We start from the raw sequence: 15,443 nt of genomic DNA on the forward strand, positions 1-15,443 counted from the left end.
CGTCGGGGGTAGAGCACTGTTTTGGCTAGGGGGTCATGGCGACTTACCAAACCAAGGCAAACTCCGAATACCGACGAGTACAGCTTGGGAGACAGAGCACCGGGTGCTAACGTCCGGACTCAAGAGGGAAACAACCCAGACCGCCAGCTAAGGTCCCTAAAATTGGCTAAGTGGGAAACGAAGTGGGAAGGCTAAAACAGTCAGGATGTTGGCTTAGAAGCAGCCATCATTTAAAGAAAGCGTAATAGCTCACTGATCGAGTCGTCCTGCGCGGAAGATGTAACGGGGCTAAGCCAGTTACCGAAGCTGCGGATTCACAGTTTACTGTGAGTGGTAGGAGAGCGTTCTGTAAGCCTGTGAAGGTGTCTGGTAACGGATGCTGGAGGTATCAGAAGTGCGAATGCTGACATGAGTAGCGTTAAAGGGGGTGAAAAGCCCCCTCGCCGTAAGCGCAAGGTTTTCTACGCAACGTTCATCGGCGTAGAGTGAGTCGGCCCCTAAGGCGAGGCAGAGATGCGTAGCTGATGGGAAACAGGTCAATATTCCTGTACCGATGTGTAGTGCGATGTGGGGACGGAGAAGGTTAGCTCAGCCAACTGTTGGATATGTTGGTTCAAGCCTGTAGTCGTGCCTGGTAGGAAAATCCGCCAGGCTTAGATGAGGGGTGATAACGAGTCTGCTTGCAGACGAAGTGAGTGATACCCTGCTTCCAGGAAAAGCCACTAAGCTTCAGCTACACACGACCGTACCGCAAACCGACACTGGTGCGCGAGATGAGTATTCTAAGGCGCTTGAGAGAACTCAGGAGAAGGAACTCGGCAAATTGATACCGTAACTTCGGGAGAAGGTATGCCCCAAGTAGGTGAACCTGTACAAGGCGAGCCAAAAGGGGTTGCAAAAAATCGGTGGCTGCGACTGTTTAATAAAAACACAGCACTCTGCAAACACGAAAGTGGACGTATAGGGTGTGACGCCTGCCCGGTGCTGGAAGATTAAATGATGGGGTGCAAGCTCTTGATTGAAGTCCCAGTAAACGGCGGCCGTAACTATAACGGTCCTAAGGTAGCGAAATTCCTTGTCGGGTAAGTTCCGACCTGCACGAATGGCGTAACGATGGCCACACTGTCTCCTCCTGAGACTCAGCGAAGTTGAAATGTTTGTGATGATGCAATCTCCCCGCGGAAAGACGGAAAGACCCCATGAACCTTTACTGTAGCTTTGTATTGGACTTTGAACAGATCTGTGTAGGATAGGTGGGAGGCTTTGAAGTGAGGACGCTAGTTCTCATGGAGCCAACGTTGAAATACCACCCTGGTGTGTTTGAGGTTCTAACCTAGGTCCATTATCTGGATCGGGGACAGTGCATGGTAGGCAGTTTGACTGGGGCGGTCTCCTCCCAAAGCGTAACGGAGGAGTTCGAAGGTACGCTAGGTACGGTCGGACATCGTGCTAATAGTGCAATGGCATAAGCGTGCTTAACTGCGAGACTGACAAGTCGAGCAGATGCGAAAGCAGGACATAGTGATCCGGTGGTTCTGTATGGAAGGGCCATCGCTCAACGGATAAAAGGTACTCTGGGGATAACAGGCTGATACCGCCCAAGAGTTCATATCGACGGCGGTGTTTGGCACCTCGATGTCGGCTCATCTCATCCTGGGGCTGTAGCCGGTCCCAAGGGTATGGCTGTTCGCCATTTAAAGAGGTACGTGAGCTGGGTTTAAAACGTCGTGAGACAGTTTGGTCCCTATCTTCCGTGGGCGCTGCAGATTTGAGGAAGCCTGCTCCTAGTACGAGAGGACCGGAGTGGACACACCTCTGGTGTATCGGTTGTCACGCCAGTGGCATTGCCGAGTAGCTAAGTGTGGAAGAGATAACCGCTGAAAGCATCTAAGCGGGAAACTCGTTTCAAGATGAGATCTGCCGGGGCCTTGAGCCCCCTAAAGAGTCGTTCAAGACCAGGACGTTGATAGGTCAGGTGTGGAAGCGCAGTAATGCGTTAAGCTAACTGATACTAATTGCTCGTGCGGCTTGACCCTATAACTTTGATCACCATTTGATCAAGTTGTTATGCCAAGTGACGCAGTCAAAATACAAGCTGATTCCAAACTCTATGAATTCGCCGCCTTGATCACATCAAGGTAGCTCCAAGTTATGCCTGATGACCATAGCAAGTTGGTACCACTCCTTCCCATCCCGAACAGGACAGTGAAACGACTTTGCGCCGATAATAGTGCGGGTTCCCGTGTGAAAGTAGGTCATCGTCAGGCTCTTACAGCCCAAAGCGCCCCGACATCCAACGATGTCGGGGCGCTTTGCTTTTGGGGAATGAAATCCTCTCCTGTAAAACATCGCTCACTCTATTCGGCTTGATTGACCAGCCCCCAGTCAGGCATTCCCTTCACTTGGGTCCAAGCGTTGATAACGCTTTGCATGGCCAATTCGGCGCTGTTCATCGGCCCAAGGCAGTGGACGAAGCCGCAACTCGCTGCCCCTCCAATAAGCCAGCCCCCCCATCCCCGCCCACTCAATCCGCTCCAGGCCCGGCGGATACGCTACGATTGACGTTACGTCAACGTCAGCAAACCCTCCCCACCACGGCAGCCCGCTGACAGGGATGGGTCTCAACTCCACGAGTCTCCCCCACCTCCTATGGCCGCCAACACCTACACCATCAGCGACCTCGCCAAAGAGTTCGACCTCACCACCCGCGCCATGCGCTTCTATGAAGACATGGGGCTCCTGCAACCCGAACGCACCGGACCTGGCGCTCGAACTCGCATCTACACCGCCCGCGATCGGACTCGGTTGCGGCTCACCCTGCGGGCAAAACGCCTGGGTCTTTCGCTGACTGAGGCGAAGGAAATCATCGATCTCTACGACAGCCCCAGGGACACGGGCGTGCAGCTCCGCAAATTTCTGGATGTGCTGGCGGGCCACCGCAAGCAGTTGGAAGCCCAGATGGCCGATCTTCAGGCGAATCTTGAGGAGGTGCGGGAGCATGAAAAGGAAGCGCGAGCACTTCTCCTCAAGGCAGACAAGAAGAAATAGGCCATAATTGACGTTTACGTAAACGTAATGCAGCCAAGCCATGCCGACCACGCTGTCTGACCTTGCTCACCCCGACCATGTGCAACGCGTTTCCCAAAGTTTTGCGCTTCAGGGCGCGATGCGCACTTTGGGTGCGTATCTGGGGCGCATCGCCCCAGGCGAGGTGGACATCGAACTGGACTGGGCTCCATCGCTGACGCAGCAGCATGGTTTTTTGCATGCGGGAATGGTGTCTGCCGCGCTCGATTCCGCCTGTGGATACGCGGCCTTCACCTTGATGCCCGATGAGGCCGCGGTGTTGACGGTCGAGTTCAAGATCAACCTTCTCGCGCCAGCGCGCGGCCCGGGTTTTCGAATGGAAGGCCGTGTCATCAAGCCCGGTCGAACCATTACCGTGTGCGAGGGCCGCGCCTACGGCATTGACGGCAGCCAGGAAAAACTCATCGCTACCATGGGTTGCACGCTCATGTCCGTCATCGGGCGCGATGGTGTCACCGGCTGAACTTCTTCTTCACTGATTCCAAGAACAGGAGACTTCCATGACCATCGCCAGCCTTCCCGGCCTGAATTTCCAATTGGGCGAAGACATCGACGCGTTGCGCGATGCCGTACGCGACTTTGCACAGGCCGAGATCGCACCGCGTTCCGCAGAGATTGATCGCACCGACCAGTTCCCCATGGACCTCTGGCGCAAGATGGGCGAGCTGGGCGTGCTCGGCATCACCGTGCCGGAGGCGTACGGCGGTGCACACATGGGGTATCTCGCGCACATGGTAGCGATGGAGGAAATTTCCCGCGCCAGCGCATCGGTGGGCTTGTCCTATGGCGCCCACAGCAACCTGTGCGTGAACCAGATCAACCGCAACGGTTCCGAAGAGCAAAAGCGCAAGTACCTGCCCGGCCTGATCAGCGGCGAGCATGTGGGAGCGCTGGCCATGAGCGAGCCGGGCGCCGGCTCCGATGTGATCAGCATGAAGCTCAAGGCCGAGGACAAAGGTGGCTACTACCTGCTCAACGGCACCAAGATGTGGATCACCAACGGCCCGGACGCCGACACGCTGGTGGTTTACGCCAAGACGGAACCCGAACTGGGCGCGCGCGGCGTCACGGCCTTCCTGATCGAAAAGGGAATGAAGGGCTTCAGCATTGCGCAAAAGCTCGACAAGCTTGGCATGCGGGGAAGCCACACGGGCGAGTTGGTGTTCGAGAACGTTGAAGTTCCGGCAAGCCAGGTCCTGGGCATCGTCAACGGTGGTGCCAAGGTGCTCATGAGCGGGCTCGACTACGAACGGGCGGTGCTGACCGGCGGACCGCTGGGGATCATGCAGTCCGTCATGGACAACGTGGTGCCCTACATCCACGACCGCAAGCAGTTCGGCCAGAGCATCGGCGAGTTCCAGCTGATCCAGGGCAAGGTGGCCGACATGTACACGGTGCTGCAGGCCGGCCGTTCGTTTGCCTACACCGTGGCGAAGAACCTCGACATGCTGGGCGCCGACCACGTGCGCCAAGTGCGCAAAGACTGCGCGTCCGTCATCTTGTGGTGCGCCGAAAAGGCCACCTGGATGGCCGGTGAGGGCGTGCAGATCTTCGGTGGAAACGGTTATATCAACGAATACCCCTTGGGACGCCTATGGAGAGATGCAAAACTCTACGAGATCGGGGCCGGCACCAGCGAAATTCGCCGTATGCTAATCGGCCGCGAATTGTTCGCGGAAACATGCTGATTTGTTGAACAATCTTCGAAAGAACTGACATGGCCGTTCCAGACATCGAACAACTTTTTGTCCATAACCGTGCATGGGCAGCTCAGATGGAGCGGGAGCGTCCCGGGTTTTTCACTGGCCTCATGGCGCAGCAAAAGCCCAAGTACATGTGGGTCGGCTGTTCCGACAGCCGCGTGCCGGCCAACCAGATCACCGGGCTGGAGCCGGGCGAGGTGTTCGTGCACCGCAACGTGGCCAACGTGGTGGTGCCCACCGATCTGAACTGCCTCTCCACCATCCAGTACGCGGTTGATCAACTGCGCGTCGAACATCTGATGGTGGTCGGCCACTACGGTTGCGGCGGCGTGCTGGCCGCGCTGCAGGATGTGCGCGTGGGCCTGGCGGACAACTGGATCCGCCACGTGAAGGATGTGCGCGACCGCCACCGTGAACTCATTGCCGCAACGCCGGAGCAGTGGCGCCACGACGTGCTGTGCGAACTCAATGCCATCGAGCAGGTGATGAACATCGCGCAGACCACTGTGATGCTCGATGCCTGGGCGAGCGGCCAGAATGTCACGCTGCACGCCTGGTGCTACGGTCTCAAGGACGGGCTGATCAAGAACCTGAACCTGGAGGTCTCCGGCACCGAAGGCCTCGACGCGCTCTACCAGGCAGCCGTTGCCGGAATCGCGGCCATCCGCCGCGAGTAAGCCCGCTCCTTTTCGCAGGACGCAGCCCATGTTTCCCCAGCGACTGGACTCGCCCCACGCTTACGCGATCGCCAAGGCGATGATGGATGGCTTCAACCGCCACTATCAGCTGTTCCGCTCGGAATCCGCTCGCGCCAAGCACCGGTTCGAGACAGCCGACTGGCATGGGCAACAGCGGGCCCAGCGGGAGCGAATCGAGTTCTACGATCTGCGCGTGAAGGAATGCGTGCGGCGGCTGGACAAGGAGTTCCACGCGGGCGAGCAGCCCATGGACGTGTGGCACCAGGTCAAGCTGCACTACATCGGCCTGCTCGTGGACCACCACCAGCCCGAGCTGGCCGAGACGTTCTTCAACTCGGTCACGACGAAGATCCTGCACCGCACGCACTTCCACAACGACTTCATCTTCGTGCGGCCGGCCGTGAGCACGGAGTACATCGAAAACGAGGAGCCGGCCGCCCGGCCGACCTACCGCGCCTATTACCCGTCGCCAGAGACACTGCACGAAACGTTGATCCGGATCGTGGATAACTTCCAGCTGCAGAGCGAGTTCGAAGACCTGGACCGCGATACACGCCATGTGCTGGCCGCCCTCCAGCAGCGCCTGGGGCCACACACCAAGCTGCGCGCCAATTTCCAGGTGCAGGTGCTGTCGGGCCTGTTCTATCGCAACAAGGGCGCCTACCTGGTGGGCAAGGTGATCAACGGCTTCAACGAACTGGCGTTCGCCCTGCCCATCCTGCACGGCAGCGCGGGCCGCCTGGTGATCGATGCGGCCCTGTTCGGCGAAGACGACCTGCAGATGCTGTTCAGCTTCGCGCGGGCGTATTTCATGGTGGACATGGAAATCCCGAGCGCCTACGTGCAGTTCCTGCGCAGCCTGATGCCGCGCAAGCCCCGGGCCGAGCTGTACAACGCGCTGGGCCTGGCCAAGCAGGGCAAGACGCTGTTCTACCGCGACTTCCTGCACCACCTGCGCTATTCCAGCGACCGCTTTCGCATCGCGCCAGGCATCAAGGGCATGGTGATGCTGGTGTTCGACCTGCCGAGCTTTCCGTTCGTGTTCAAGCTCATCAAGGATTACTACCCGCCTCAAAAGGACACCACGCGCGAGCAGATCAAATCCAAGTACCTGCTGGTCAAGCAGCACGACCGCGTGGGCCGCATGGCCGATACGCTGGAATACAGCGAGGTGGCCTTTCCGCGCGAGCGATTCGAGGACGGGTTGATCGCCGAGATCGAGAAATTCGCCCCGAGCCAGCTGGAGATCAGCGACCGCGACGGCGACGGCCAGACCGAAGTCATCATCAAGCACCTGTACATCGAGCGGCGGATGATTCCGCTCAACATCTACCTGCAGGAGGCCTTCGATGCCGGTCTGCACGACGCGCGTGCGCGCCAGCAGATGGAGCGCAGCGTGGTCGAGTACGGCAACGCCATCAAGGACCTGGTGGCCGCCAACATCTTTCCCGGCGACATGCTGTGGAAGAACTTCGGCGTGACGCGCAACGGCAAGGTGGTGTTCTACGATTACGACGAGATCGAATACCTCACCGATTGCCAGTTCCGCCGCGTGCCCGCGGCGCGCAACGAAGAGGACGAGATGAGCGGCGAGGTCTGGTACGCAGTGGGCCCGCGCGACGTGTTCCCGGAAACCTTCGGCCCCTTTCTGCTCGGCAACGATGCGGTGCGCGAGGTGTTCATGCGCCACCACGCCGACCTGCTGGATGCAGACTTCTGGCAGTCGCACAAAGAGCGCATCCAGGCGGGCCATGTGCACGACGTCTTTCCCTACGACAAGGAGCGGCGCTTCTCGCCCCAGGCCGCACCGCCTTCCTGAGTACGGCCGTGGCCACCCCGTGGCCGTGTCCCTTCGGCTTTTACATCCCTTTCCCTTTTCAGCAGCAGGAGCAACAGCATGAGCAGTGATTCCATCGTCATCGTCGGTGCCGCGCGCACTCCCATGGGCGCCTTTCAAGGCGACTTCTCCAGCCTGGCGGCGCACGACCTTGGGGGCGTGGCCATCCGCGCCGCCGTCGAGCGTGCGGGCATCGCCCCGGAATCGGTGGATGAGGTGCTGTTCGGAAACTGCCTGATGGCCGGCCAGGGCCAGGCGCCCGCGCGCCAGGCGGGCTTCAAGGGTGGGCTGCCGCAGAGCGCCGGCGCCGTGACGCTGAGCAAGATGTGCGGTTCGGGCATGAAGGCCGCGATGTTCGCGCACGACCTGCTGCTGGCCGGCACGCACGACGTGATCGTCGCCGGCGGCATGGAGAGCATGACCAACGCGCCCTACCTGCTGCAAAAGGGCCGCGGCGGCTACCGCCTGGGCCACGACCGCATCTTCGACCACATGATGCTCGACGGCCTGGAGGACGCTTACGAGCCCGGCCGCTCGATGGGCACCTTCGGCGAGGATTGCGCCGCCAAGTACCAATTCACGCGCGAGCAGCAGGATGCCTTCGCCATGGCCAGCGTGCAGCGTGCCAAGGCGGCCAGCGACTCCGGCGCGTTCGCCGACGAGATCGCGCCGGTCACGGTGAAGACCCGTGCGGGCGAGACCGTGGTGTCGGTGGACGAAGGTCCGGGCAAGGTCAAGCTGGACAAGATCCCGCAGCTCAAGCCCGCGTTCAAGAAGGACGGCACCATCACCGCCGCCTCCAGCTCCAGCATCAACGACGGCGCCGCGGCGCTGGTGATGATGCGCGAATCCACCGCCAAGAAGCTCGGGCGCCAGCCCATCGCCCGCATCGTGGCCCACGCCATGCACGCGCAGGCCCCGGAATGGTTCACCACCGCCCCGGTCGGCGCCACCCAGAAAGCCCTGAACAAGGCCGGCTGGAGCGTGCTGGACGTGGACCTGTGGGAGGTGAACGAGGCCTTTGCCGTGGTGCCCATGGCGCTCATGAAAGAGCTGAACGTGTCCCACGACATCGTCAACGTGAACGGCGGCGCCTGCGCCCTGGGCCACCCCATCGGCGCCAGCGGCGCCCGCATCATGGTCACGCTGATCCACGCGCTCAAGGCGCGCGGCAAGAAGCGCGGCCTGGCCACGTTGTGCATCGGCGGGGGCGAGGGCACGGCCCTCGCGCTGGAGCTGGTCTGATCGGGTGGCAGGTGAAATGCTATAAAATTAATAGCAATATGCCCTAGTTAATATTGCGGTGGAGGCCGATTTGATACAAGGATTCAGGCAGTGACCCAGACCGTTCTCGTCATCGGCGCATCGCGCGGCATCGGACTCGAATTCGTGCGGCAGTACCGCGAGGCCGGCCGGCGGGTGATCGCCACCGTGCGCGACACTCCGGGCCGCGATCGCGTGCAGGCCCTGGGCGCCGAGCCGATCCTCCTGGATGTGGCCGACCCGGCCAGCGTCAGCGGCCTGAGCCGGCAACTGGCCGGCGAAAGCTTCCATGTGGCGCTGTACGTGGCGGGCGTGATCCGCCGTCCCTCGGCGCTCACCCCGCCCACCCGCGAGGATTTCGATGCGGTCATGCACACCAACGTGCTGGGCGCCATGCAGGCGCTGCCGCAGGTCGCGCCCCAGGTGGCGCTGGCGGGCGGCACCTTCGCGTTCCTGTCGTCCACCATGTCGCTGATCGGCAGCGTGCCGGGCAGCGATTCGTGGCTGTACCGCACCAGCAAGGCCGCGCTGAACATGGCCGTGGCCGCGGCGCAGCACGACCATCCGCAGGCCACGCTCATCACGCTCGACCCGGGCTGGGTGCAGACCGACATGGGCGGCGTGGGCGCGGCGCTCACGCCCGAGGCCAGCGTGCGCGGCATGCGCGCTGTGCTGGCGGGCGTCACCCCGGCCGACCGGGGCCGGCTGCTGCACCACGACGGCCGCCGGGCCGCGCACTGGTGACCGCCGCGACGCTGGAGGCCCCGCGCGGGGCGGCGGCGATCGCGCCCACCGCGCATAGCGCGAACCATTTCAACCTGCTGCGCCTGGCGGCGGCCATCGCCGTGCTGCTGTCCCACGGCGAGTTCCTTTACCGGCTGACCTTGCCCGTGCCCTTTGCGGGGCACAGCCTGGGCTCGCTGGCGGTGTATTGCTTTTTCTTCATCAGCGGCTACCTCGTGTGCCAGAGCTGGGAGCGCGAGCCGGGCATCGGCGTGTTCTGGGCCAAGCGCGTGGCGCGCATCTTTCCCGGCCTGGTGGTGGCGACCGGATTCTCGGTGTTCGTGCTGGGCTGGGCCATGACGCATCTGCCCACGGCGCAGTACTGGTCCGATGCCCGCACCTGGATCAATTTTTTCAACAACGCCGCGGGGCTGGCCTTCATGCAGGTGCTGCCGGGCGTGTTCGAGAACAACCCGTTCGCCAAATCGGTGAACGGCTCGCTGTGGACGATTCGTTACGAGCTGCTGATGTACCTGCTGCTGTCGATGGCGGGCGTGGCGGGATGGACGCGGCGGCGCTGGGTGTATCCCGTGGCCGCGGTACTCATGGCGGTGTCCTGGCAGTGGGCGCGGGTGGCCGGCTGGGATGCCTGGGTCGATGCCGGGCCGCGGTGGCTCACGGCGTTCTTCCATTTGTTCCACTGGGCCGAGGTGTCTGGCTTCGGCGTGGTGTTCCTGCTCGGCTGCACCTTCGCGGCCTATCGCGTGCGCAGCGGCCCGTGGCTGCTGGCGCTGGCCGTGCTGGGCGGCGCTCTGGCGTTGTTCACGCCGCAGGCGTGGAGCGTGCAGATCGGCGTGTGGGTCCTGGTGGCGGCCGGCACCTTCTGGGCCGCGCACGTGGGCGGCGGCCGCTCGGGGGGCTGGCTGCGGGAAGACCTGTCCTATGGCGTCTACATCTACGCGTTCCCGATCCAGCAGGCCGTGACCGAAATCGGCCTGCAGCGCGGCTGGAGCCTGGCAGTGTGCATCGCGGTGTCGCTTGCGCTCACGCTGGCCATGGCCGCGTTCTCGTGGTTTTGCATCGAAAAACCGGGCGTTCGCCACGGCCGCCGCGTGGTCGAGTGGCTGTCGCGCCGGCGCAGCCTGGGCGTGCAGGGCGCGGCGGTGTGACCGGCCTGTGCCGGTTTGCAAGGCAGCGCCTTGCCCCGATCTTTAAGGCTTCATCCAGCCATTTCTTTCGACGACGGAGACAAAAAGCATGCTGTTGAACCAAGACCAGGAAATGATCCGCGACGCGGTGCGCGACTTCGCCCAGCGCGAGCTGTGGCCGCATGCGGCCCGCTGGGACCGCGAACACCACTTCCCCCGCGAGGCCCACCAGGGCCTGGCCGCGCTGGGCGCCTACGGCATCTGCGTGCCCGAGGAAGACGGCGGCGCGGGGCTCGACTACCTGACGCTCGCGCTGGTGCTGGAGGAGATCGCGGCCGGCGACGGCGGCACCAGCACGACCATCAGCGTGACCAACTGCCCGGTGAACGCCATCCTCATGCGCTATGGCAACGCCGCGCAGAAGAAGGCCTGGCTCGCGCCGCTGGCGCAGGGCCGGATGCTGGGCGCGTTCTGCCTGACCGAGCCGCACGTGGGCTCGGACGCATCGGCCCTGCGCACGACGGCGGTGAAGGACGGCGACGGCTACGTGATCAACGGCGTCAAGCAGTTCATCACCAGCGGCAAGAACGGCCACGTGGCCATTGTCATCGCGGTCACCGACAAGGGCGCGGGCAAGAAGGGTATGAGCGCTTTCCTGGTGCCCACCGATTCGCCGGGCTACACCGTCGCGCGGCTGGAGGACAAGCTCGGCCAGCACAGCAGCGACACGGCACAGATCCAGTTCGACCAGTGCCGCGTGCCGGCCGAAAACCTCATCGGCGCGGAGGGCGAGGGCTACAAGATCGCGCTCGGCGCGCTGGAGGGCGGGCGCATCGGCATCGCTGCGCAGAGCGTGGGCATGGCGCGCAGCGCGTTCGAGGCCGCGCTGGCGTATTCGAAGGAGCGCGAAAGCTTCGGCACGCCCATCTTCAACCACCAGGCGGTGGGCTTTCGACTGGCCGACTGCGCCACGCAGATCGAGGCCGCGCGCCAGCTCATCTGGCACGCGGCGGCGCTGCGCGATGCCGGCCGACCATGCTTGAAGGAGGCCGCCATGGCCAAGCTTTTTGCCAGCGAGATGGGCGAGCGCGTGTGCAGCGCGGCGATCCAGACGCTGGGCGGCTACGGCGTGGTGAACGACTTTCCCGTGGAGCGCATCTACCGCGACGTGCGCGTATGCCAGATCTACGAAGGCACGAGCGACGTGCAGAAGATCATCATTCAGCGCGCGCTGGCCTGACTTTGACCGTACAGGTGGTGGTGCATTGGCGCGACCATCCTCGCCGGGGCTGACTGCCCCATCAGGCGCGGCGGTTGATGGATTTCCGGCGCTGTGAGGGGGCGAGTGGTCCGGGCGTGCTATTCCTTCAAAGTCTAGAAAGACGGCCTGCATTTTTCGCTGGTTTGCCCAGTGCTTCGGCATGACGGGTTGGCGCGCGCGCAAATATCGGATGCTCTGAGAAGCCGGCAGATATTGGCGGCAGAAAGAGAGCCATGTTGCCGGAGAACTCATTTCGGATAGATCGAAACCCCGGCCTGGGATCGCAGCGCATGCACACCGACGTGGAGCCATCCCGGTCGGCATCGCCCTCTCCGTCAGTGCTGGATGCACCAGCCGGACTGCGCAGCGCTGCCAGGCGCCCACCGGGCGCCCAAGAGCATGGCTCTCCCGTGCGCAGCCCGTTGCCACAGTCGCTGTTAGGCAAGGCGCAGGCAAGCGCCAAGGCGTCTGCCGCAGCATCGGCGTTGCCTCTGCCTGCGTTGGTACGCCATACGCCCTTCGTCCAGCCACACGCCGGCATTCATGGCGCGTCTGATCCCGTGCAGCGCGCGGCAAGCGCCCAGCGATCCGCGCGTGTGCCCCGAACGACACTGGGGCAATTGCTGGCTCAAGAGCGCCGGGAGGAGGCCGAGCAGGCGCGATTGGCACTGTTCAATGCAGGTGGAGCACTGAAGCGGTTGAAGGACCGTGCGGCCAGAATGCATCCGTCCACGATGGACCAGCGATGGCACGCCATCTTGAATGGAAAGCCCAAACCCATGGAGGGGAAGCGCAAAGAGGCGTTCGAGGATCTGATTTGGGCGGACGTCGTGGCGCTTGGCGAGGCTGGCAATATCGAAAACTCACGCGCGATCGACGAGATGATCAACGCGTTGAAAAATGGCACCGCTGGCCCTTCCATCCTGGAGCGAGACCGGCAGCTGCTGTTGGAAGTGCTTGAAGGATGGGCCGTCAACTGCCGATACGATGAACTGAACCTGAAAATCACTCCCTATACGCGGCTGACCTTTACCGATGATCAGGTTCTTGAAAAGCCCGGGAAGCTGGGGTCGGGAACGTTCAACACGGTGTTTTCGGTCAAGCTGACGGGCCCGGATGGCGTTCCGATCGACGCCATTTTCAAACCGCTCAGCACGGTGGAGCGTGGATGGGTGGCCATGGAAACCGGTATTCCGCCTGACGATCCACAGATCGCAATGCGCAACGTGGCCACGGTTGCGTATGTGAGAAAGCTCGGCATGCGCGTGGTTGCCGATACACGCGTCGCGTTGATCGATACCGGACAAGGCCGTCAACTTGGTATGGTGATGGAGCGGGCCCGCGGCAAGTCGGCCGCCGATACTGATCCAGGCCTTTTCAAGCAAGCGAACGTATGCGCGGAAGTGACCAAGCTGCAGTTGCTGGATCACCTCACAGGGCAAGGCGATCGCCATGCCGGCAACTATTTCATCAACATCGAACCGGACGGTCGTGCCAAGGTGATGGGGATCGATAACGATCAATGCTTCGGACACAAAATGACGGACCCGGCCGGAATCGAGAGAATCCGGAATGATCCCTCGCGTAAAGGGTTCCGCGGGACGGGGCTGCCTCCGGTGGTCGATACCGAAATGGAGCGATCGATTGGCGCGCTCACTGAAACCGACATCCGTTCGATGCTGGGAGACAAGTTGAGTGAGGCCGAGATCGACGCGGCGGTCCAGCGGCACGAAGGCGTCAAGCAGCATATTGCGCAACTGCGTTCCACCAACCGCGTGATCGATCCGGCCGAGTGGGGCGATGCGGGCGTGCAGCAACTCCTGAACAGCCAAAACAGCTACGTGGGGCGCGAGCGTGACCATGCGCTGTCGATCACCACCTGGTGAGGCATTGATCGCCAACGCATGGCAATCGAATTGCTAGTGGCTCATTGCCAATCGCTCTTCGTTTTTTCGCCTTTCGGCCATGGGCTTCGCAGCAGCGTGCATGCCAGTGTTGTTGTCCGGCATAGTCGCTCGGGCCGAACCATTCTGGCGGCAGAAAGAAAGCCATGTTGTCGGATATCGCTTCCCGGCTTGCCCGAGGCCTTATACACAATAAGCCTCGCACCTCCGCCGATGTACCGAAGCCTCCTGAGACGCCTTCGCCCCTCGCGTCGGAAAGTCCTGCGGGACTCCGGCATGCGCCCAAGCGGCCTCAAGGATCGTTGGAGCAGCTCTCACCTCTTCGCAGCCCGTTGCCCTCCCTGAACAGGCAGCCCAGCATTCGACTGCAAAGTGAGATTCAAGAGTTGTCTTCTGGCGCCAATCCATCGCAAGGGCCGGGTGCGGCTCCGCCATCGCGCAAGGTTGGCCGTCCGAGACTGGGCGAACTTTTGAAGCAGGAGCTTCGGCAGGAAAAAATCGAGCAAGCCGAAAAGGCCGAGCACGACCGCCAGCAACGGCGTGCCGCGCTGGAGCAACTGGTGCATTCTGCGTTGCCCGACGGGGGACAGGCCATGAAACGGCTCAAGGAGCGCGCAGTCAGAAAGCACCCGAAGACCGCGGCCCAGATATGGCATTCGGTCCAGACCGGAATGCCCAAAACCATGAAGGACCAGCGCAGGTCGGCTTTCGAAACGTTGGTGCGCGCTGATCTGCGGGCGCTGGCATCCAGTGGCCAGATTGCACCCAGGGCTGCTGTCGACCAATTGACCGAGGCGCTTGGAGAAGGCATCTTCGGCCAAGGCATCCTCAAAAGGGATCGAGCGCTTCTATTGGAAATATTGGGTGACCTGTCCATGGAAGGTCTCTACCGGCGGTGGAATTTGGCAATGACAGACGACACCAAGCCCGCCTTTACCGACGCAGACCTTCTGCAGGCGCCTAAACAGTTCGGCGCTGGAAAATCCAGCCAAGTCTATGAAGTCAGGCTCAAGGAGACCGACGGCGCGGTGCTGAATGCCCTCTTCAAGCCGATTCCGAAGGAGGATTGGTCTTATGCCGGTTTGGTGACCGGCATTCCGAGATATGACCCGCAGACCGTGATGCGCAATCTCGCCACCGTTGATTACGCCAAAAAGCTCGGGTTTCATGTGATCCCGGATACCCGCGTGGCACTGATCGACGTCGAGAAAAAACCGTTTGATCCCTCTGTGGGCCTGCTCATGGAGCTAGCCCAGGGCGAACCGGCCGAGCGCACGCCTGCGAGCGTTTTGGCCCGGGCAGATGTTCGCGCGGAAGTGACCAAGCTCCAGCTGCTCGACCACCTGACGGGGGAGGGGGACCGCCATGGTTTCAATTACTTCATCCATATCGACGCGGACGATCGGCCCACGGTCATGGGCATCGACAACGACCAGTGCTTTGGCGAAAAGTTGACCGATCCCGCCGGTGCGCGATACGCCGATGACTCACAGCACAGGCTCTTGGAGGGAGTCGGGCTGCCTCCCGTGGTGGATACCGACATGGAGCGCGCTATTGAGGCGATGACGGAGGACGACATCCATTCCATGCTCGGCAACAAATTGAACACCGCGGAAATTGCCGCCGCGCTTCAGCGGTACCGAGGCTTGAAAGCGCACATCGTTCAGTTGCGAGAGCAGAACTTGGTCATCGATCCGAAAGATTGGGAGACGCCGCAGGTGCAGGCGCTCATGACCCCTCAGAACAGCTACCTGGCACGCGATCTTCAACGAGTGGCAGGCGCTTGAGCCACGGGGCTCTGCGGCGGAAGGTCATGACA

11 protein-coding genes and 2 rRNA genes (1 of these 13 running past the window's edge) are annotated in these 15,443 nt (G+C 61.9%); all 13 read left to right on the forward strand.

What is annotated here, in order from left to right:
* Nucleotides 1-2,036 (forward strand): 23S ribosomal RNA (locus tag M5C98_RS02825) (it extends 842 nt beyond the left edge of the window).
* 118 nt (nucleotides 2,037-2,154) lie between these two features.
* Nucleotides 2,155-2,267: ribosomal RNA gene (rrf, locus tag M5C98_RS02830) — 5S ribosomal RNA — on the forward strand.
* Between the two features lie 382 nt (nucleotides 2,268-2,649).
* The gene (locus M5C98_RS02835) at nucleotides 2,650-3,048 is read left to right on the forward strand and encodes a MerR family transcriptional regulator (RefSeq protein WP_272550837.1); all 399 of its coding nucleotides are present in this window, start codon (nucleotides 2,650-2,652) and stop codon (nucleotides 3,046-3,048) included.
* Nucleotides 3,049-3,088: 40 nt separating this feature from the next.
* Entirely contained in the window at nucleotides 3,089-3,550 is a 462-nt protein-coding gene (locus tag M5C98_RS02840) for a PaaI family thioesterase (RefSeq protein ID WP_272550838.1), read from the forward strand.
* Between the two features lie 37 nt (nucleotides 3,551-3,587).
* Nucleotides 3,588-4,775, forward strand: a complete 1,188-nt coding sequence (locus M5C98_RS02845) for an isovaleryl-CoA dehydrogenase (RefSeq protein ID WP_272550839.1) — start codon at nucleotides 3,588-3,590, stop codon at nucleotides 4,773-4,775.
* A 29-nt stretch (nucleotides 4,776-4,804) separates the two neighbouring features.
* Nucleotides 4,805-5,467, forward strand: a complete 663-nt coding sequence (can, locus tag M5C98_RS02850; RefSeq protein ID WP_272550840.1) for a carbonate dehydratase — start codon at nucleotides 4,805-4,807, stop codon at nucleotides 5,465-5,467.
* A gap of 28 nt (nucleotides 5,468-5,495) precedes the next feature.
* On the forward strand, nucleotides 5,496-7,307 hold the full coding sequence (aceK, locus tag M5C98_RS02855; protein ID WP_272550841.1) for a bifunctional isocitrate dehydrogenase kinase/phosphatase: 1,812 nt from the start codon (nucleotides 5,496-5,498) through the stop codon (nucleotides 7,305-7,307).
* A 78-nt stretch (nucleotides 7,308-7,385) separates the two neighbouring features.
* A complete protein-coding gene (locus M5C98_RS02860; RefSeq protein WP_272550842.1) occupies nucleotides 7,386-8,570 on the forward strand; it encodes an acetyl-CoA C-acyltransferase in 1,185 nt (394 codons plus the stop codon).
* Between the two features lie 90 nt (nucleotides 8,571-8,660).
* A complete protein-coding gene (locus M5C98_RS02865) occupies nucleotides 8,661-9,332 on the forward strand; it encodes an SDR family oxidoreductase (protein WP_272550843.1) in 672 nt (223 codons plus the stop codon).
* Nucleotides 9,329-10,480: an acyltransferase family protein gene (locus M5C98_RS02870; RefSeq protein WP_272550844.1), complete on the forward strand. Its 1,152-nt coding sequence runs from the start codon at nucleotides 9,329-9,331 to the stop codon at nucleotides 10,478-10,480. The genes M5C98_RS02865 and M5C98_RS02870 overlap by 4 nt, the downstream gene beginning before the upstream one ends.
* A gap of 88 nt (nucleotides 10,481-10,568) precedes the next feature.
* Entirely contained in the window at nucleotides 10,569-11,699 is a 1,131-nt protein-coding gene (locus tag M5C98_RS02875) for an acyl-CoA dehydrogenase family protein (RefSeq protein ID WP_272550845.1), read from the forward strand.
* A gap of 311 nt (nucleotides 11,700-12,010) precedes the next feature.
* Nucleotides 12,011-13,606 (forward strand): hypothetical protein, encoded by a 1,596-nt coding sequence (locus M5C98_RS02880; RefSeq protein WP_272550847.1) that lies wholly within the window; start codon nucleotides 12,011-12,013, stop codon nucleotides 13,604-13,606.
* Nucleotides 13,607-13,956: 350 nt separating this feature from the next.
* The gene (locus M5C98_RS02885; RefSeq protein ID WP_272550848.1) at nucleotides 13,957-15,411 is read left to right on the forward strand and encodes a hypothetical protein; all 1,455 of its coding nucleotides are present in this window, start codon (nucleotides 13,957-13,959) and stop codon (nucleotides 15,409-15,411) included.
* Nucleotides 15,412-15,443: the final 32 nt, after the last annotated feature.

This window comes from Acidovorax sp. NCPPB 3576 (assembly GCF_028473605.1).
In the GTDB taxonomy this organism is placed as follows: Bacteria; Pseudomonadota; Gammaproteobacteria; order Burkholderiales; family Burkholderiaceae_C; genus Paracidovorax.